Raw genomic sequence first — 19625 nt, forward strand, 5'->3', positions numbered from 1 at the left:
ACTACAACAATGTCTTGAATTTCGTTCGTACCATCAATGATGACAAGGGAATGGCAATCGGAGCTCGTCACATTACGGTTTCAACCTCAGGTTTGGCACATAAAATTCGTGATTTTGCTAATGAAGGTGTTCAGGTCAATCTTGCCGTTTCTCTTCACGCACCTAACAATGAATTGCGCTCAAGCATCATGAAGATTAACCGTGCCTTTCCGATTGAAAAACTCTTCGCCGCTATCGAGTACTATATTGAAACAACTAATCGCCGTGTAACCTTTGAGTATATCATGCTCAATGAAGTAAATGATGGTGTGGAACAGGCTCTTGAGTTGGCTGAATTGCTCAAGAATATCAAGAAATTGTCTTATGTAAACTTGATTCCTTATAACCCAGTTAGTGAGCATGACCAATATAGCCGTAGTCCTAAAGAGCGCGTCCTGGCCTTCTATGATACGCTTAAGAAAAAAGGGGTCAACTGTGTTGTTCGTCAAGAGCATGGTACTGATATTGATGCAGCTTGTGGACAATTGCGTTCTAATACAATGAAACGTGACCGCCAGAAAGCAGTCGCAGCAGTCAATCCTTAATGATGAAGAAAACTTATAATCATGTTTTGGTCTGGGGAGTTATTTTATACAGCATTTGCATTGTCTATTTTTGCTTTATTCCCCAAGAACAATCTCCCGTGGGGGTAGAAACTCCGGGTATTCAGCATCTTGGACGCCTGGTTTTTCTTTTGACTCCTTTCAATTCTCTCTGGAAATTGGGTGAAGTGAGTGACATAGGACAATTATGTTGGATTTTTCTACAAAATATTCTCAATGTCTTCTTGCTTTTTCCTCTGATTTTTCAACTCCTTTATCTCCTTCCAAACCTGCGGAAGACAAAAAAGGTTCTTCTTTTTAGCTTTCTAGTGAGTCTTGGAATTGAGTGTACGCAGTTAGTCTTGGACTTTTTCTTTGATTTTAATCGCGTCTTTGAGATTGATGATTTGTGGACCAATACCTTGGGTGGCTATCTGGCTTGGCTCCTCTATAAACAATTATATAAAAACGAATAAGGAATTAGAATGAGTATTTTAGAAGTTAAAAATCTGAGTCATGGTTTTGGTGACCGTGCAATTTTTGAAGATGTGTCCTTCCGTCTCCTCAAGGGAGAACATATCGGTCTGGTCGGTGCTAATGGTGAAGGGAAATCAACCTTTATGAGCATCGTGACTGGTAAAATGTTGCCAGATGAAGGGAAGGTTGAGTGGTCCAAATATGTGACTGCTGGATACTTAGACCAGCACTCTGTCCTTGCTGAAGGGCAGTCGGTGCGTGATGTTCTCCGTACGGCTTTTGATGAGCTTTTTAAAGCAGAAGCCCGTATCAATGACCTCTATATGGAAATGGCTGAAGATGGAGCTGATGTTGATGCTCTCATGGAAGAAGTTGGAGAACTTCAAGACCGTTTAGAGAGTCGTGATTTCTATACCTTGGATGCTAAGATTGATGAAGTAGCGCGTGCCCTTGGTGTCATGGACTTTGGCATGGATACAGATGTAACCTCTTTGTCAGGTGGACAAAGAACCAAGGTGCTTTTGGCTAAACTCCTCCTTGAAAAGCCTGATATCTTGCTTTTGGACGAGCCTACCAATTACTTGGATGCCGAGCATATTGATTGGCTTAAGCGCTATCTCCAAAACTATGAGAATGCCTTTGTCCTTATTTCACACGATATTCCATTCCTAAATGACGTTATCAATATTGTCTATCATGTGGAAAATCAACAGCTGACGCGTTACTCTGGTGATTACTACCAGTTCCAAGAAGTCTATGCTATGAAGAAATCTCAGCTAGAGGCTGCCTACGAACGTCAACAAAAAGAAATTGCAGACCTTAAGGACTTCGTCGCACGAAACAAAGCGCGTGTTGCAACACGAAACATGGCCATGTCCCGCCAGAAGAAATTGGATAAGATGGATATTATCGAGCTGCAAAGTGAGAAACCAAAACCATCCTTTGATTTCAAACCAGCTCGTACACCAGGGCGCTTTATCTTCCAAGCCAAGGACTTGCAGATTGGTTATGACCGTCCACTTACCAAGCCGTTAAATCTTACCTTCGAACGCAATCAAAAGGTTGCCATTATTGGTGCCAATGGTATCGGGAAAACAACTCTCTTGAAGTCTCTCTTGGGCATTATTCCGCCAATTGCTGGGGAAGTTGAACGCGGTGATTACCTAGAACTTGGTTATTTTGAGCAAGAAGTAGAAGGGGGAAATCGCCAAACACCACTAGAGGCTGTTTGGAATGCCTTTCCAGCTCTCAACCAAGCGGAAGTTCGTGCAGCCCTTGCCCGCTGTGGTCTGACAACTAAGCATATTGAAAGCCAAATTCAGGTCTTGTCAGGTGGGGAACAAGCCAAGGTTCGTTTCTGTCTCTTGATGAATCGTGAAAACAACGTGTTAGTGTTGGACGAGCCGACTAACCACCTGGATGTGGATGCCAAGGATGAACTCAAACGCGCTCTTAAAGAATACAAGGGGTCTATTCTTATGGTCTGCCACGAACCAGACTTTTATGAAGGTTGGATGGACCAAATCTGGGATTTTAACAAGCTAACTTAAAAATGAATATAAAAGAAATACAGTACCGAATGTGGGTACTGTATTTTTTAGGTTTTTAAGATTTAATACTCTTCGAAAATCAAATTCAAACCGCGTCAACGTCGCCTTGCCGTACTCAAGTACAGCCTGCGGCTAGTTTCCTAGTTTGCTCTTTGATTTTCATTGAGTTTAAAATCGTAGTCTTTCACCACTTCGATGCTGTCGATAGTAATAGCAGTAGTTGGCTTGTCTTTTTCATCTTTTTCGGCTTTAGCAATTTTATCTACAACGTCCATACCATCAATCACTTGACCAAAGACTGGGTGTTTGCCATCTAGACTAGGGTTTCCCCCTTCTTTATAGGCTTCGATGATTTTCTTTGGATACTTGTTTGTAGGGAGTTTAGCAGAGGTATCTGTAGAGTTTTGGTTGATGAAGAACTGGCTGCCATTGGTGTTTGGTTGACCAGTATTAGCCATAGAAAGAGCACCACGGATATTATAGAGATAAGGAGTAATCTCGTTTTTGAAACCAGTTCCCTTGTCTTTAGTCTTATCCTTGTCATGCCAGATGGACTGACCACCTGTACCGTCCCCTTTTGGATCTCCAGTTTGGACCATAAAGCCATCGATGACACGGTGGAAGGTAATGCCGTTATAGTAGCCTTCTTTGGCATGAGTGAGGAAGTTTTCAACCGCTAGAGGAGCGAGTTTAGGGAAGAGTTTGATACGGATATCTCCTTGACTTGTGTGGAGAATCACTTCAGCCTCGTCTTCAGCAACTTCTTTAGATAGTTGTGGGAAATTGGCGTTTTCGTTTGTCAAAGCATCGTTTAACTCCTTAGCAGATTGGGCTGCTGCTTTGGAGCTTTCCTCAGCAGCCAAGCTAGAATCTACATAGTCATCACCACGCAGACTACGTTGGATACTGCTACATCCAGCTAGAGCTACAGTGGATAGTAAAAGAAGGGTTGCTAGTTTTTTCATTCTGATCCTTTCAAAAATTCATTTCTACCATTGTACCCTAAAAGGAAGGGGATTTCAAATATTAGTGACAAGACAGTTTAAGAGGAAGCCAACCAGAAAGTAGCTTGCTTAGGGGCATCAATGCCATAAGTGTACTCAAAGTATTTAGGAAACCAGATCTTAAGAAAGCTCTTAAAGCATCACAATTAGTAAAGGTTAATTCGAAAGAATTACTATATTTTAAAAGAGCACTTTTTCAAAGGATTTTTTCTTTTGGCTTCACTTCCTAATTAATCAATGAACTTAATACTAGGTCTCGAAAAGAATTATGCTTCCTCTTTCTGTCTGAGTTCAAAGAGGTCTTCTACTTTCAGATTAAAAACTTGAGCAATTTTAAGAGCCATTTCCAGCGAAGGGTTGTAACGGTTATTTTCCAAGTGCAGAATTGTCTCGCGTCGCATGCCGATGCGGTCGGCTAACTCCTGCTGGGTCATTCCTGTGGACTCACGAACAGATTTGAGATTAGTAATAATCTTGCTTTCTTTGGCCATGCTTATCCTCTACGTTCCAAGATAAAATAGACAACCGCAAAGATGCAAATCAAGGCAGCTATGCTAATAAAGATCTGGCCCATGTAAAGAGTGAGAGACCCCATATACCCAATGATAACTGCTAGAATCATCAGTGCGCCTAGTATAAAAACAAACATCAAGCTAGCTGCCTTGGCTAAATTAGCATAAAAGCGTTCATCCGGAGTTTCCTTGACATTTTTCAAACAGAAAAAAACAAATACAATCACTTCAATAACGAGGCCAATTCCTAAAATCCATTCTTTAATACCAGAACTTTCGCTTGGGTTCGCAACCCAAATTCCTACTGTATAAAAAATGCTTGCTGCAAACACAAGTATCGCGTAAAGCTTAGCAGACAAGTCAAAAATAATCTTTCCCTTACCTTTCTGACTCTTATGTAGCCAGCTCCAAATAGCTACAATTTGACCTGACACTGAAATACCAGTAATAACTAACTTGGGTCCCCAACTAAGATTAGAACCAAATAAAACAATAAAATCAATAAAGAGAGCTACGGCAATCATTGCAATGAGGCCACGCATTTTTTGACTTTTTTTCATGATAGACTCCTTTTTGTGTTATAAATATATAACACTCAAATTTTATGTTATAAATATATCACATTTAAATTTGGAAAGCCAGAATTTATGTGCCAAGGTGGCAATTATTTGAAAAAATTTTTTAATAAAAGCCCTCGCTAGTCAAACAACTAAAGAATTTTTGGAAAATCTAGATACTGTATGAATCTCTACTTTTTTTAGACTGTTATAAAGTCTTTCAGAATAAGCTTTGTAGGTGTAGAAGTTAATTTTTACAGAACTAAATTATTCCCCTATTTAGAATCTATTAATTCATATTTTATAAATTAATTAGTAGATATCGTTCTTAAAATCCTTGATATTTCGTTTGGGAATGGGTTTAGGATTTAGGAGCCAAGTATTCAAATCTCGTTCAGGAGAGATGAAGGGTTTGAGTTGATGGTCTTTATAAAATGTTTCTAATACTCTTCGAAAATCTCTTCAAACTACGTCAGCTTTGCCTTGCCGTAGATATATGTAACTGACTTCGTCAGTCTTATCTACAACCTCAAAGCAGTGCTTTGAGCAACCTGCGGCTAGCTTCCTAGTTTGCTCTTTGATTTTCATTGAGTATAAAATAGTATTCACGGATAGCTTCTTTCAAACATTTATTTCCTACTTCTAACAAATTTTTAAATGGTTTAAAAATTTTATAGTCTGTCAAGTTTTTTTCTTGACACCTGCCAGAAATCTGCTATAATAGAACATGTGCTAAATAGCTCAGCTATTTCACCGAAATAAAAAATAAGAAAAGAGACTTTAAAAATGGCAGTTAAAATCCGTTTGACTCGTATGGGTTCTAAGAAAAAACCTTTCTACCGTATCAACGTAGCAGATTCACGTTCACCACGTGACGGACGTTTCATCGAAACAGTTGGAACTTACAACCCACTTGTTGCTGAAAACCAAGTGACTTTGAAAGAAGACCGCGTTCTTGCATGGTTGGCTGATGGAGCTCAACCTTCAGATACAGTTCGCAACATCCTTTCAAAAGAAGGTGTATTGAAAAAATTCCACGATTCTAAATTCTCAAAATAAGTTTAAAGTAGGTTGACAGATGGATACGATTGAAAATCTCATTATTGCAATTGTGAAACCCTTGATTTCACAACCAGATGCCTTAACTATCAAGATTGAAGATACACCAGAATTTTTGGAATATCATTTGGATCTTGATCAAAGTGATGTGGGTCGTGTAATCGGTCGTAAGGGTCGCACTATTTCTGCGATAAGAACGATTGTCTACTCTGTCCCAACTGAAGACAAAAAAGTAAGAATCGTTATTGACGAAAAATAAGAAGGGCGGGACGAATGTCTCGCTTTTTTTGCAAGGAGCAGGATATGAAGGATTTAACGTTTAGACAATTACAAGACTAGTTATACTCAATGAAAATCAAAGAGCAAACTAGGAAGCTAGCCGCAGGCTGTACTGGAGTACGGCAAGGTGAAGCTGACGTAGTTTGAATTTGATTTTCGAAGAGTATTACTCGAACATTACCAGTAGTCTCGAACTTAGGAAGGTCTCTTTATGAAGTTAGTGGAGGAAGTCGGAGAAGTAGCTAAGGTTTTGAATGGTCGTTCGGGTAGAAAATAGGGTGTCAAGGACTCAAATGAGGAACTAGCCAAAGAACTGGCTGATATCATTCATTACACCGTCGCAATTGCGGCCATTAACGACATAGATCTAACCAAGACCATTTTTGAAAAAGACAAAAAGGCGGCTATCAAATATCAGCATGAACGAGATTAGGAAGGATTTTTGAAGGGGGACCTCTAAGACGATAAGAAATCAATTTTTTACTAATAAAGAAGATTTCACCTATATTGGCCTAGCTAGTAAATAGAAAACAATAAAACTGGCAGTTTATATTATCAAAGTAAGGAATCTCTAAGAGGCAGATAAGTTAGAACTTGTGAGACAAGAACGAGAAAAGCAGATCAGACTTGCTGAATCCTTTTTAGTCAATGAACTAGATAAAGAGTGATAGAAGGCATAAAATACTAATCCTAGAAATAGCATCTAGCATTCTACTATGCTACAATGGAAAGACAGTCTCAAAGAATTCTAGTTGATCTATCTTGAGAATAGCTACTTTTAAAGGGAGTAACAATCTATGAACGAGAAAACAAAAGCTTACCTAGCAGCCTTATTCTTTTCAGCCATCATTGGATTTTCTTTTTTATTTACTAAGATTGCTTTAGGCTATGCCAGTCCTCTCACAAACTTAGCGCATCGCTATACAATCGCAGCTTTAGTAATGGTCGTTCTTCATCAAACCAAACTTATCAAACTGAGTTTAAGTAGAAAAGATATTCTTTCTATTCTTCCTATGAGTCTTTTCTATCCGCTTTTCTTTTTTATTTTTCAATCCTTTGCTTTACAGTATATATCGTCTTCTGAAGCTGGAATTTTACAGGCTCTTGTCCCGATTTTTACTCTCCTTTTAGCATCGGCCTTTCTCAAGGAAAAGACAAGCTTGCTTCAAAAATTCTTTTTATTTTTATCCGTAACAGGAGTAGTTTTCATTTTCCTTAGTAAAGGAGCTAACTTTGGTACTGAGACTGCTAGTTTTGGCTTTCTCTTGATGTTGGGATCTGTTCTCGCCAATGCAATAAACAATATCCTCAGCAAGTCCACAGGAGGTCGCTATCGGGCCATGGATATGACAGCTGTTGTGATATTTGTTGGCTTCGTCACCTTTAATACACTGAGTCTGACCTCTCACTATCTAGAGGGGAACATATTAGCTTACTTTGCGCCACTTGGACAGGTGTCTTATTTGCTTTCGATTCTCTATTTGGGAATTCTAGCCTCTATCGTTACTGGTAGTCTCTCTATATATGCTATTGTTCGACTTGGAGCATCAACCGTCAGTGTCTTTGGAAATCTTGGAACAGTTTTGACTATTCTAGCCGGAGCTCTTATCCTCCACGAACCAATTTATAGCTACCATGTGATCGGAGCAACTTTGATTATTGCTGGAATTTTAGGCATGAATCTGAGGAGAAAAAAGTAAAGATTGCGTAGCAGTCTTTTTCTTTATCCAAATGATACAGAAAATTCAAAAATTTTAATGAAATCAAGTTTGGAAAACGATGATTTTAATATAGCATGATAAAATAGATAAAAGAATGATATTAGGATAAAGAGGAGAAAGTGCAATAATGAAGCAAAATGATATAGCTGAAGCTATTGCTTTTTATAACAGAAAACCTGAGACTTTGGTACGTCACATTATACCAGTCTTAGATTGTGACTTGGCTGTTTATCATCGCCCTGGAAGCTCAAGTAAAGGACACATTATTTTTTATCATGGAGCTTGTGGCCGTAGTCAGATGTGGGCCCACCAGTATGATGCTTTTGAAGGATTTGACCTCTATTTTGTCAATGTTAGAGGACAGGGTGAATCACCTATGAAAGTTGGCCTACCCGACCTGGAAGGCGCTGTTCAAGATGTAGATGCTATTTTGTCCTATTTCCAGTTGGATAAGGTGGTATTGGTTGGCCATTCTTGGGGAGGGAATCCACTTCAAGAATACACCTATCGTCATCCAAATCGAGTTCTAGCCTTGGTCATGGTAGATAGTTGGGGACAGCATCGTTACCTATCAGATAAAGAGAGAAATCGCATAAAATATAGTTCCCTTATGTACAAAACGATTCCTTGGAAGGTGATTGCAGATAAGAACTCAAAAATGTGTACAGATAATCCTATCACAAGAGAATTAGTCAAGACGGCAATTATAGAAACTGGGAGAGATGTTTTTTTGAACCTTGGAATCACAGGTTTTTTGGCTGTCCATGAGATAGAAGGTTATCATGGCAATCCTCCTATGCTATTAGTAAGAGGCGAAAACGATTTTCCCAAACACCTAAAAATGATTTACGATGGGATCATGGCCTTAAATCCCAATGCGCGTCAAGTAACGATTTCAGATAGCAAACACCAACCGATGAATGACCATCCTAAAGAGTTTAATCAGATAGTTGGTGAATTCTTTGAAGAGGTAGTAGCTCTGTAAGATGAGATTTATCCAACTTGTGAAAATCCTTGGAACGTGATAAAATAAAGGATAAGGATTTTTAATAATTCATTATATAGAACGAGTGGATTTCTTTATGAAGAGGTTTGAAGTATCTACAGAAATTGGTAGTCTCTCTGTTACTTATCAAAAGCAAAAGAAAGTGCTAGTTTGTTTAAGTGGCGCAGGTTTGCTACCAAGTTATGAAAATTTTTCACTTATACTTGAAAAACTTCCTCCTACAATTGGTTATTTGACAATTGATTTTCCGAACACAGGTAGGAGTCCGATTCATGACCAAGCTGGAAAAAATCTAGATAATCTTGCAGATGCGGTATATGAAGTACTTGAAGAATTAGCGATTTCTGAATATATACTTTGTGTACATAGTTTGAGTGGAATTTTAGCTTGCAAATTACTCAAGAAACCAATTAAGTGTCAGGCTTTAGTAGCAATTGAACCGACAACTAAAAACGTCATGTTTGCTGATTTTTCAGAAAATCCTTATCCAGAAATGGAAGAGCAGATGAGGCTGATTGACGAGTATGGTCCTGAACTTTATTTTAAGAACTTAACTCAAGCAACATTTAGCCCTGAAATTAATAAAGAAATCTGGGAAATAATGCAAGAAAAAGGTTCAGAGTTGGAAAATCAAGATACAGGATTTCAGATATCTGGAGAGATTACTGAGGAAGATTTTGAGAATGTATCTATAGAATCTCATATCCCTGTATTTATTTTTTGTCAGGCTTATAGAGAAAAAGAGTACAGAGAATCAGAATATTGGACTTCCAATACTAAACTCATTTTAGGGGGGAATCACCATTATTTACAGTGGTCTGAATCCGAAAAAATTGCGACTATTATTCGAGAATTGTCAGAATAGGATGGAAAGAAGGAGACTATAGGAGACAAGATGAACTACTTTAATGTTGGGAAAATCGTCAATACGCAGGGGTTGCAGGGTGAGATGCGAGTCTTGTCTGTGACGGATTTTGCAGAAGAACGGTTTAAAAAAGGGGCTGAGCTGGCTTTGTTTGATGAAAAAGATCAGTTTGTTCAAACAGTGACCATTGCTAGCCACCGTAAACAGAAGAACTTTGACATTATTAAATTCAAAGACATGTACCATATCAATGCTATCGAAAAGTATAAGGGATACAGTCTCAAGGTCGCTGAGGAAGATTTGAATGACCTAGACGATGGTGAATTTTATTATCACGAGATTATCGGTTTGGAAGTCTATGAGGGTGATAACTTGGTTGGAACCATCAAGGAAATCCTGCAACCAGGTGCCAACGATGTCTGGGTGGTCAAACGAAAAGGTAAACGTGACTTGCTCTTGCCTTATATCCCACCAGTGGTTCTCAATGTTGATATTCCAAATAAACGGGTCGATGTGGAAATATTAGAAGGGTTAGACGATGAAGATTGATATTTTAACCCTTTTTCCAGAGATGTTTTCTCCACTGGAGCACTCAATTGTTGGAAAGGCTCGAGAAAAAGGGCTCTTGGACATCCAGTATCATAATTTCCGAGAAAATGCTGAAAAGGCCCGCCATGTTGACGATGAGCCCTACGGAGGCGGTCAGGGGATGTTGCTCCGAGCCCAACCCATTTTCGATGCCTTTGATGCTATTGAAAAGAAAAATCCGCGCGTTATTCTCCTCGATCCAGCTGGAAAGCAGTTTGATCAGGCTTATGCTGAGGATTTGGCCAAAGAAGAGGAACTGATCTTTATCTGTGGTCACTACGAGGGGTATGACGAGCGCATTAAGACCTTGGTGACAGATGAGATTTCCCTGGGTGACTATGTCTTGACTGGTGGAGAGTTGGCGGCTATGACCATGATTGATGCTACGGTACGCCTGATTCCAGAAGTGATTGGCAAGGAGTCTAGCCACCAAGATGATAGTTTTTCTTCAGGCCTTCTCGAATATCCTCAATACACACGTCCCTATGATTATCGAGGCATGGTCGTACCAGATGTACTGATGAGCGGGCACCATGAAAAGATTCGTCAGTGGCGACTGTATGAGAGTTTAAAGAAAACCTACGAGCGCAGACCGGATTTGCTTGAACATTATCAACTGACAGCAGAAGAAGAAAAAATACTGGCAGAAATCAAAGAAAACAAAGAATAAAGGAGAAACCTATGCAAGTAATCAAACGTGATGGAGAAATTGCTGAATTTAATCCAGACAAGATTTACCAAGCTATCTTAAAGGCAGCCCAGACTGTCTATGTATTGACAGATGATTTACGTCAAAACCTTGCACAAGTCACTAAGAAAGTGGTTTTGGATTTGGAAGAAGCCAAGGTGGAACGTGCTACCATCAGCATGATTCAGTCTTTGGTTGAGCATCGTTTACTGGGTGCAGGTTACATTACCATTGCAGAACACTACATTTCCTATCGTTTACAACGTGACTTGGAAAGAAGTGGTTATGGAGACCATATCGCTGTTCATTTACATTTTGAACAAATTCGCTAAGAAAAAGAGTGGGATGAAGCAACTACATCTCACTCTTTCTAAAATCTATTTTTTTGAGCTGTTTGGACGGTTGAAGGGACAAATCGTAGGCGTTGAATATCGCTTATGCGGATAATACGGGTCACATTTTTGGCAAAATTTTTCACGATAATTTGCTGGCGTTGCTGATCGTATTTGATGATGTCACCTGTAAAGCTTGTCTCAGACAAGATAAGGTGAACAGCGGTTTGTTTCTGGATAGCCTCTTCAATAGTGGCTGTAAGGGAGTTGCTTTCAGTATGGTCAGGTTGGTCATGTCCATTTAAAAAGTCATGTATTTTATCTAGAACTTGCTGGAATTTATGTTTCATATTGGCCTCCCTTCTTTTATATCAATATTATATAAAATTTTCCTAAAATCTACAAGATTTTACGAATAAACTAATGAAAGCTAAAAAAGGAGAAGAAAATGGCAGAATTTACATTTGAAATCGAAGAGCACTTGTTGACTCTTTCTGAAAACGAAAAAGGTTGGACTAAGGAAATCAACCGTGTGAGCTTTAATGGTGCTCCTGCAAAGTTTGATATTCGTGCTTGGAGCCCAGATCATACTAAAATGGGCAAAGGAATTACTCTCTCAAATGAAGAATTTCAAACGATGGTGGATGCCTTTAAAGGCAACTAAGTTTTCAAAATGAAAGAAAAGGATACTGAGTCATGACAACTCTATATCCTTTTTTAGTTAGCAAAGTAAGCCTGATTTTTAAGGCGTTGAAGTAGTGGACGGCTAATAATACTAATGGCAATAATTTTACCAAGATCTGGGATGATAAAGGGAAATACCCCCACAAGAAGAGCTTTTTCAAATGGCATTCCAGCTAGGAAATGCAATCCAATAATCCCACCAACAAAGACAAGTGTATCCCCCAAGAGATTTGCTAGAAAAATTTTGACAAAACCACTATCGCTGTTAGTTAGAGAAGAAGTAAGTCCAGAATAAACAAGATAAAACCAAAGATAGCCTGCAGTAGGACCAATCAAAGCATGAAATCCAGCTCCACCTCCTGCAAAGACAGGAAGACCGATGGCACCTAGAAGAAGATAGAGTCCAACAGAAAGTACAGCCTCTCTCGGCCTAAAGACAGTAGCAATCAAGCCAATTGCAAAGTTCTGCAGAGTGAAGGGAACAGGTCCAATTGGAAGACTGATTTGTGCTAAAACAGCAATGAGAGTAGCTCCAATAGCAGGGATAGCATAAACGTGAGCTTTTTTCAAAATAGTTAACCTCTTTTCTTATGTATAGTAACTATTATACTTAATTTAATGTCATTGTCAACCTATTTCTGTAACAAAGGTAACAAAAAACTGTAACGGCCGATTTTGCTGACTGGGTAAGTTGTTTGCATCGATTCGTAAATCATCAAAAAAGAAGCCGACACATTTGTATCAGCTTCTTTTGTTTCGATTAACGCATGGTTACAAATTCTTCGGATGCAGTTGGGTGAATCGCCACAGTTGCATCAAAGTCTGCCTTGGTTGCTCCCATTTTGATAGCAACAGCAAATCCTTGAATCATTTCATCAACACCGTATCCAATTCCATGAAGTCCGACAACTTTTTCTTCCGAACCAGCTGTGATCAATTTGAAACGTGTTTCTTGACGGTTGTAAGTGCAAGCAGAGTACATAGAAGTAAAGCTTGATTTGTAAACCTTGATTTGGTCTTGACCGTATTCTTTAATAGCTTGCTCTTCTGTCAATCCAACCGTTCCGATAGCAGGGTGTGAAAAGACAACAGTTGGAATAGTTGAGTAATCCATTTTAGCAGTTGTTTTGCCGTTAAAGAGACGTTCAGACAAAGTACGTCCAGCCTTGATAGCAACTGGAGTTAGTTCTTTTTCGCCTGTTACATCACCTAGAGCGTAGATTCCTTCAACAACAGTATTTTGGTATTCATCCACTTGGATAAAGCCACGTTCGTTCAGAGTTACTCCAGCTTTTTCAAGTTGCAAGCCCTTAACGTTTGGACGGCGACCAGTAGCCCAGATAACTTGGCTAGCTGTGTGATTAGTACCATCCTCGAAATGAATGGTAATGCCTTCAGCTGTTTTTTCTAACTTGACAGGGACTTTGTGAGTATGAAGTGGCAAGTTTGTTCTTTCCATTTCCTTAACCAAACCTTCAACGATGTAAGAATCAAAACCACGTAAAGGGCGATCGCGGCGAACAAAGAGGTCTGTCTTGACACCAAAGGTGTGGAGTACGCCAGCCAATTCAACGGCGATATAACCAGCACCTAGAATTGCAACTGACTCTGGAAGTTCTTCCCAGGCAAATACATCATCAGAAGAACCACCTAGTTCAGCACCAGGAATATTTGGAATACTTGGATGGGCACCAGTAGCAATCACGATATGTTTAGCACGAATCAGCTCACCATTTACGCTAACAGTATGAGAATCTACAAATTCAGCATGGCCTTCAATCAGGTCTACGCCGTTGCGTTTAAAACTGCCATCATAAGAAGAACGAGCGCGATCAATGTAGGCTTCACGATTGCGACGTAGGGTTGCAAAGTCAAAGTTAAGATCAGTAGTATTAAAGCCGTAGTCTTCTCCAAATTGATGGAAAGTCTCAGCGATTTGCGCTCCGTACCACATGATTTTTTTAGGAACACATCCGACGTTGACGCAGGTTCCACCTAATTTCTTTTCCTCAATAACGGCCGCTTTGGCTCCGTGTTCACCAGCACGGTTCATGGTAGCAATTCCTCCGCTACCTCCACCAATAGCAATGATATCATATTCTCTCATTGAAAACTCCTTTGTACTCTTTTAAATAGTAGAGTGTCATTTTTTGATAGTCATATTCTATCTTTTTTTTGATTTGATTGCAAAAATCTGCTACGTTCAAAAAAATGAAAGAAAAGGCTTGCAAAAAGGAAAAATAAAGTGTATTATATAACTAGTACAATGATTGGATGAAAATTCCGAACAATAATTAAATCCTGAAATGTCATTATTTCGTTCTCAACTGTTATTGTTTATATTGGGGAATTTTGGTATAATATTGTTAAGAACTTTAAATCAAAAAGGAGTTTCATTATGAAAAAGAATGGTAAAGCTAAAAAGTGGCAATTGTATGCAGCAGTTGGTGCTGCAAGTGTAGTTGTATTGGGTGCTGGGGGGATTTTGCTCTTTAGACAACCATCTCAGACCGCTGTAAAAGATGAAGCTACTCATCTTGTTGTTGCTAAAGAAGGAAGCGTGGCATCTTCTGTCTTATTGTCAGGGACAGTAACAGCAAAAAATGAACAATATGTTTATTTTGATGCTAGTAAGGGAGATTTAGATGAAATCCTTGTTTCTGTGGGGGATAAGGTCAGCGAAGGGCAGGCTTTAGTTAAGTACAGTAGTTCAGAAGCACAGGCGGCCTATGATTCAGCGAGTCGAGCAGTAGCTAAGGCAGATCGTCATATCAACGAACTCAATCAAGCACGAAATGAAGCCGCTTCAGCTCCGACTCCACAGTTACCAGCGCCAGCAGGAGGAGAAGGTGCTGCAGCGCAAGCTCCAGCTCCAGTCTCAGGAAATTCCGTTTCATCTATTGATGCACAACTGGGTGATGCTCGTGATGCCCGTGCAGATGCAGCAGCGCAATTAAGCAAGGCTCAAAGTCAGTTGGATGCAACGACTGTTCTCAGTACCCTAGAGGGAACTGTAGTCGAAGTCAACCGCAATGTTTCAAAATCTCCAACTGGCGCTAGCCAGGTGATGGTTCATATTGTAAGCAATGAAAACTTGCAAGTTAAGGGTGAATTATCTGAATATAACCTTGCCAACCTATCTGTTGGCCAAGAAGTAACCTTTACTTCTAAAGTTTACCAAGATAAGAGATGGACTGGTAAGATTAGCTATATCTCTGATTACCCTAAAAACAATGGCGAAGCAGCAAATACAGCTGCCGCAGCTGCTGGTAATTCTGGCTCTAAATATCCATATACCATCGATGTTACAAGTGAAATTGGTGATTTGAAACAAGGATTTTCAGTAAGCGTTGAGGTGAAGAATAAGAGTAAAGCCATTTTGGTTCCTCTAACAAGTGTTGTGACTGAAAATGATAAGAACTATGTCTGGGTGCTTGACGAGCAGAAAAAGGCCAAGAAAGTGGAAGTTGGTTTGGGTAATGCTGATGCAGACAACCAAGAAATCACTTCAGGTCTGACAAATGGAGTCAAGGTCATCAGTAACCCAACGTCTTCTCTAGAGGAAGGAAAAGAGGTGAAGGCTGATGAAGCAACTAATTAGTCTAAAAAATATCTGCAGAAGTTACCGTAACGGTGACCAAGAACTGCAGGTTCTCAAAAATATCAACCTAGAAGTGAATGAGGGTGAATTTGTTGCCATCATGGGACCATCTGGTTCTGGTAAGTCTACTCTCATGAATACGATTGGCATGTTGGATACACCAAGCAGTGGCGAATATTATCTTGAAGGCCAAGAAGTAGCTGGACTAGGTGAAAAACAACTAGCCAAGGTCCGCAACCAACAAATCGGATTTGTCTTTCAGCAGTTCTTTCTTCTATCCAAACTCAATGCTCTACAAAATGTAGAATTGCCCTTGATTTATGCAGGAGTTTCGGCTTCAAAACGGCGCAAGTTAGCTGAGGAATATCTAGATAAGGTTGAATTGACAGAACGTAGTCATCATTTACCTTCGGAATTATCTGGTGGTCAAAAGCAACGTGTGGCTATTGCGCGTGCCTTGGTAAACAATCCTTCTATTATCTTAGCAGACGAACCGACAGGAGCCTTGGATACTAAAACAGGGAATCAAATCATGCAATTATTAGTTGACTTGAATAAAGAAGGAAAAACTATTATTATGGTAACGCATGAGCCTGAAATTGCTGCTTATGCCAAACGTCAGATTGTCATTCGCGATGGAGTTATTTCATCTGATAGTGCTCGGTTAGAAAAGGAGGAAAACTAAGATGCAGAATCTGAAATTTGCCTTTTCATCTATTATGGCTCACAAGATGCGTTCTTTGCTTACCATGATTGGGATTATTATCGGTGTTTCATCGGTTGTTGTGATTATGGCTCTGGGTGATTCTATGTCTCGACAGCTCAATAAAAATATGACCAGATCTCAAAAAAATATCAGTGTCTTTTTCTCTTCTAAAAAAAGTAAAGATGGATCTTTTACTCAGAAACAATCAGCTTTTACGGTTTCTGGAAAAGAAGAGGAAGTTCATGTTGAACCACCAAAACCGCAAGAATCTTGGGTCAAGGAGGCAGCCAAACTGAAGGGAGTGGATAATTACTATGTAACCAACTCAACGAACGCCATCTTGACCTATAAAGATAAAAAGGTTGAAAATGCTAATTTGACAGGTGGTAACAGAACTTATATGGAGGCTGTTAACAATGAAATTCTTGCAGGTCGTAGTCTGAGAGAACAAGATTTCAAAGAATTTGCAAGTGTCATTTTGCTTGATGAAGAATTATCCATTAGTCTATTTGGATCTCCTCAAGAGGCTATTAACAAGGTTGTAGAAGTCAATGGTTTTAGTTATCGAGTCATTGGTGTTTATACTAGCCAAGAATCTAAAAATTCAAAAATGTATGGTCTTGGCGGCTTACCCATTACCACAAATATCTCTCTTGCTGCGAATTTTAATGTAGATGAAATAGCTAATATTGTCTTTCGAGTGAATGACACAAGTTTGACTCAAACTCTGGGGCCAGAATTAGCACGAAAAATGACAGAGCTTGCTGGCTTGCAACAGGGAGAATATCAAGTGGCAGATGAGTCAGCTGCATTTGCAGAAGTTCAACAATTGTTTAGTTTTATGACGACGATTATTAGTGCCATCGCAGGAATTTCTCTCTTTGTTGGAGGGACTGGTGTTATGAACATCATGCTGGTTTCGGTGACGGAACGTACTCGTGAGATTGGTCTTCGTAAGGCTTTGGGTGCAACACGTGCCAATATTTTAATCCAGTTTTTGATTGAATCTATGATTTTGACCTTGCTTGGTGGAGTCATTGGTTTGACAATTGCGACAGGCTTAACCGCTATAGCTGGTATACTTTTACAAGGTTTGATTGCGGGTATAGAAGTGGGAGTATCAATTCCAGTTGCCCTATTTAGTCTTGCGGTTTCGGCTAGTGTTGGTATGATTTTTGGAGTCTTGCCAGCCAACAAGGCATCGAAACTTGATCCAATTGAAGCTCTTCGTTATGAATAGAATAAACAAGATGGACACTTGTCTATCTTGTTTTTGTATGGATTTCCCTATCTAAAATCCTTAAAAATGTGATATAATGAAGTGTTAGAAAAACAGGTTTCATTTGCCTGGAAAGGAAAAATTATGTCTGAAAAGAATTTTTATATTACAACGCCGATTTACTATCCATCTGGTAAACTTCATATCGGTTCTGCCTACACAACTATCGCCTGTGATGTCTTAGCACGTTACAAACGCCTGATGGGCTACGATGTCTTTTATCTGACAGGTCTTGATGAGCATGGTCAAAAGATTCAACAAAAAGCAGAAGAAGCTGGTATCACACCTCAATCCTATGTTGATGGAATGGCAGTTGGAGTTAAAGAACTCTGGCAATTACTAGATATCTCATACGATAAATTTATCCGTACAACTGATGACTACCATGAAAAAGTTGTCGCACAGGTCTTTGAACGCTTGCTTGCTCAAGATGATATCTATTTGGGTGAATACTCTGGTTGGTACTCAGTATCAGATGAGGAATTCTTTACAGAAAGCCAGCTTGCGGAAGTTTTCCGTGACGAAGCTGGAAATGTGACTGGAGGTATTGCTCCATCAGGTCACGAGGTTGAATGGGTATCTGAAGAATCATACTTCCTTCGCCTCAGCAAATACCAAGATCGTTTGGTAGACTTTTTCAAAGCTCATCCTGACTTTATCACTCCAGATGGTCGTCTGAATGAAATGTTGCGTAACTTCATTGAGCCAGGTTTAGAGGATTTGGCTGTTTCTCGTACAACCTTTACATGGGGTGTGCCAGTACCATCAAATCCTAAACACGTTGTCTATGTTTGGATTGATGCCCTTCTTAACTATGCGACAGCTCTTGGCTACGGTCAAGACGAACATGGTAACTTTGACAAGTTCTGGAATGGAACAGTCTTCCACATGGTAGGAAAAGACATCCTTCGTTTCCACTCAATCTACTGGCCAATCCTTCTTATGATGTTAGATATCAAATTGCCAGATCGTTTGATTGCCCACGGTTGGTTCGTCATGAAAGATGGTAAAATGTCTAAGTCTAAAGGGAATGTAGTTTACCCTGAAATGTTGGTAGAGCGTTATGGACTAGATCCACTTCGTTACTACCTCATGCGTAGCCTTCCAGTTGGTTCAGACGGAACCTTCACTCCTGAAGACTATGTCGGCCGTATCAACTATGAATTGGCTAATGACCTTGGCAACCTCCTCAACCGTACGGTTTCCATGATTAACAAGTATTTTGATGGACAAATTCCAGCCTATGTAGAGGGTGTAACAGAGTTTGACAATGCTCTTGCTCAAGTAGCTGCTGAATCAATTGCTGACTACCATACACACATGGAAGCAGTTGACTACCCACGTGCCCTTGAAGCAGTCTGGACTCTTATCTCTCGTACTAACAAATACATAGACGAGACAGCTCCATGGGTCTTGGCTAAGGATGAAGCACTTCGTGACCAATTGGCAAGTGTTATGAGCCACTTGGCAGCTAGCCTTCGTGTCGTAGCTCACTTAATTGAGCCGTTTATGATGGAAACCAGTCGTGCAGTTTTGACTCAACTTGGTTTAGCAGAAGTTTCTAGCCTTGAAAACTTGAGCCTGGCTGATTTCCCTGCAGGTGTAACAGTAGTTGCTAAAGGAACACCAATCTTCCCGCGTCTGGATATGGAAGAAGAAATCGCCTATATCAAGGAACAAATGGAAGGTAATAAACCAGCAGTCGAGAAAGAATGGAATCCAGACGAAGTCGAACTCAAACTCAACAAGGATGAAATCAAGTTTGAAGACTTTGACAAGGTTGAAATCCGTGTCGCCGAAGTTAAAGAAGTGTCTAAAGTAGAAGGTTCTGATAAGTTGCTTCAATTCCGCTTGGATGCTGGGGATGGTCAAGACCGTCAAATCCTCTCAGGAATTGCAAAATACTATCCAAACGAACAAGAATTGGTCGGCAAGAAAGTCCAAATTGTTGCTAACCTCAAACCTCGTAAGATGATGAAGAAATATGTCAGCCAAGGTATGATCCTATCAGCTGAACATGATGGAAAATTAACCCTTCTCACAGTTGATCCAGCTGTAGCAAACGGAAGTGTGATTGGGTAAAAATAGACAGGACTAGTTCATGCTAGTTCTGTTTTTTATTTACACTCAATGAAA

General features: G+C 39.7%; 22 protein-coding genes and 2 pseudogenes. 17 read left to right on the forward strand and 7 right to left on the reverse strand.

The annotated features are described in order from the left end of the window. The 3 genes and pseudogenes from RWM06_RS06300 to RWM06_RS06310 all read left to right on the forward strand — a co-directional run. Positions 1-584, forward strand: a pseudogene (locus RWM06_RS06300) (23S rRNA (adenine(2503)-C(2))-methyltransferase RlmN); the annotation flags it as partial. Then, positions 584-1057, forward strand: coding sequence for a VanZ family protein (locus RWM06_RS06305; protein ID WP_313970512.1), 474 nt, complete (start codon positions 584-586; stop codon positions 1055-1057). The pseudogene RWM06_RS06300 and the gene RWM06_RS06305, both read left to right, overlap by 1 nt. Positions 1058-1066: 9 nt before the next feature. Beyond that, positions 1067-2608 carry an ABC-F family ATP-binding cassette domain-containing protein gene (locus tag RWM06_RS06310; RefSeq protein WP_000025377.1) on the forward strand — a complete coding sequence of 514 codons (1542 nt, stop codon included), beginning with the start codon at positions 1067-1069 and terminating at the stop codon, positions 2606-2608. A 140-nt stretch (positions 2609-2748) separates the two neighbouring features. Here the strand turns inward: RWM06_RS06310 and RWM06_RS06315 are convergent, their stop codons facing one another. The 4 genes from RWM06_RS06315 to RWM06_RS06330 form a co-directional block, all read right to left on the reverse strand. Further along, positions 2749-3573 (reverse strand): peptidylprolyl isomerase, encoded by an 825-nt coding sequence (locus tag RWM06_RS06315; protein WP_313970513.1) that lies wholly within the window; start codon positions 3571-3573, stop codon positions 2749-2751. A gap of 305 nt (positions 3574-3878) precedes the next feature. Next, positions 3879-4103, reverse strand: coding sequence for a helix-turn-helix transcriptional regulator (locus tag RWM06_RS06320; RefSeq protein WP_001041099.1), 225 nt, complete (start codon positions 4101-4103; stop codon positions 3879-3881). A 2-nt stretch (positions 4104-4105) separates the two neighbouring features. Then, entirely contained in the window at positions 4106-4684 is a 579-nt protein-coding gene (locus tag RWM06_RS06325) for a DUF3796 domain-containing protein (RefSeq protein WP_313970514.1), read from the reverse strand. A 459-nt stretch (positions 4685-5143) separates the two neighbouring features. Continuing rightward, a complete protein-coding gene (locus tag RWM06_RS06330; protein ID WP_262079098.1) occupies positions 5144-5290 on the reverse strand; it encodes a hypothetical protein in 147 nt (48 codons plus the stop codon). A 177-nt stretch (positions 5291-5467) separates the two neighbouring features. Here RWM06_RS06330 and rpsP point away from each other — a divergent pair, with 177 nt between their 5' ends. The 9 genes and pseudogenes from rpsP to RWM06_RS06375 all read left to right on the forward strand — a co-directional run bounded on the left by rpsP (position 5468) and on the right by RWM06_RS06375 (position 11219). After that, positions 5468-5740, forward strand: coding sequence for a 30S ribosomal protein S16 (rpsP, locus tag RWM06_RS06335; protein ID WP_000268760.1), 273 nt, complete (start codon positions 5468-5470; stop codon positions 5738-5740). A 19-nt stretch (positions 5741-5759) separates the two neighbouring features. Beyond that, a complete protein-coding gene (gene kphA / locus RWM06_RS06340) occupies positions 5760-5999 on the forward strand; it encodes an RNA-binding protein KphA (protein WP_000379617.1) in 240 nt (79 codons plus the stop codon). 186 nt (positions 6000-6185) lie between these two features. Continuing rightward, positions 6186-6452 (forward strand): annotated as a pseudogene (locus RWM06_RS06345) (MazG nucleotide pyrophosphohydrolase domain-containing protein); the annotation flags it as partial. Positions 6453-6816: 364 nt separating this feature from the next. Further along, positions 6817-7719, forward strand: a complete 903-nt coding sequence (locus tag RWM06_RS06350; RefSeq protein WP_313970515.1) for a DMT family transporter — start codon at positions 6817-6819, stop codon at positions 7717-7719. A gap of 148 nt (positions 7720-7867) precedes the next feature. Beyond that, the gene (locus tag RWM06_RS06355; RefSeq protein WP_313970516.1) at positions 7868-8725 is read left to right on the forward strand and encodes an alpha/beta hydrolase; all 858 of its coding nucleotides are present in this window, start codon (positions 7868-7870) and stop codon (positions 8723-8725) included. Positions 8726-8822: 97 nt separating this feature from the next. Beyond that, positions 8823-9611, forward strand: coding sequence for an alpha/beta hydrolase (locus tag RWM06_RS06360; protein WP_313970517.1), 789 nt, complete (start codon positions 8823-8825; stop codon positions 9609-9611). Between the two features lie 30 nt (positions 9612-9641). Further along, positions 9642-10160 carry a ribosome maturation factor RimM gene (gene rimM / locus RWM06_RS06365; protein WP_313970518.1) on the forward strand — a complete coding sequence of 173 codons (519 nt, stop codon included), beginning with the start codon at positions 9642-9644 and terminating at the stop codon, positions 10158-10160. Then, complete coding sequence (trmD, locus tag RWM06_RS06370) at positions 10150-10869, forward strand: tRNA (guanosine(37)-N1)-methyltransferase TrmD (protein ID WP_313970519.1); 720 nt, start codon at positions 10150-10152, stop codon at positions 10867-10869. The genes rimM and trmD overlap by 11 nt, the downstream gene beginning before the upstream one ends. Before the next feature lie 11 nt (positions 10870-10880). After that, on the forward strand, positions 10881-11219 hold the full coding sequence (locus tag RWM06_RS06375) for an ATP cone domain-containing protein (RefSeq protein ID WP_001196038.1): 339 nt from the start codon (positions 10881-10883) through the stop codon (positions 11217-11219). 38 nt (positions 11220-11257) lie between these two features. Here the strand turns inward: RWM06_RS06375 and RWM06_RS06380 are convergent, their stop codons facing one another. After that, on the reverse strand, positions 11258-11569 hold the full coding sequence (locus RWM06_RS06380) for a hypothetical protein (RefSeq protein ID WP_313970520.1): 312 nt from the start codon (positions 11567-11569) through the stop codon (positions 11258-11260). A gap of 98 nt (positions 11570-11667) precedes the next feature. Between RWM06_RS06380 and RWM06_RS06385 the strand changes: the two genes are divergently transcribed. Beyond that, a complete protein-coding gene (locus RWM06_RS06385) occupies positions 11668-11883 on the forward strand; it encodes a YdbC family protein (protein WP_000807422.1) in 216 nt (71 codons plus the stop codon). 53 nt (positions 11884-11936) lie between these two features. On the opposite strand, the gene RWM06_RS06390 is transcribed toward RWM06_RS06385, so the two are convergent. Together RWM06_RS06390 and gor are read right to left on the reverse strand one after the other, a co-directional pair. Continuing rightward, the gene (locus RWM06_RS06390; RefSeq protein ID WP_313970521.1) at positions 11937-12473 is read right to left on the reverse strand and encodes a biotin transporter BioY; all 537 of its coding nucleotides are present in this window, start codon (positions 12471-12473) and stop codon (positions 11937-11939) included. 190 nt (positions 12474-12663) lie between these two features. Then, complete coding sequence (gene gor, locus RWM06_RS06395; protein ID WP_313970522.1) at positions 12664-14010, reverse strand: glutathione-disulfide reductase; 1347 nt, start codon at positions 14008-14010, stop codon at positions 12664-12666. Positions 14011-14298: 288 nt separating this feature from the next. Here gor and RWM06_RS06400 point away from each other — a divergent pair, with 288 nt between their 5' ends. The 4 genes from RWM06_RS06400 to metG all read left to right on the forward strand — a co-directional run bounded on the left by RWM06_RS06400 (position 14299) and on the right by metG (position 19571). Further along, positions 14299-15504, forward strand: coding sequence for an efflux RND transporter periplasmic adaptor subunit (locus RWM06_RS06400; RefSeq protein ID WP_313970532.1), 1206 nt, complete (start codon positions 14299-14301; stop codon positions 15502-15504). Further along, entirely contained in the window at positions 15488-16189 is a 702-nt protein-coding gene (locus tag RWM06_RS06405) for an ABC transporter ATP-binding protein (RefSeq protein ID WP_261058036.1), read from the forward strand. The genes RWM06_RS06400 and RWM06_RS06405 overlap by 17 nt, the downstream gene beginning before the upstream one ends. A gap of 1 nt (position 16190) precedes the next feature. Continuing rightward, positions 16191-17450 (forward strand): ABC transporter permease, encoded by a 1260-nt coding sequence (locus tag RWM06_RS06410; RefSeq protein WP_001180432.1) that lies wholly within the window; start codon positions 16191-16193, stop codon positions 17448-17450. Between the two features lie 123 nt (positions 17451-17573). Further along, entirely contained in the window at positions 17574-19571 is a 1998-nt protein-coding gene (gene metG, locus RWM06_RS06415) for a methionine--tRNA ligase (protein ID WP_313970523.1), read from the forward strand. Positions 19572-19625 lie beyond the last annotated feature (54 nt).

Source organism: uncultured Streptococcus sp. (genome assembly GCF_963516575.1).
GTDB lineage: Bacteria > Bacillota > Bacilli > Lactobacillales > Streptococcaceae > Streptococcus.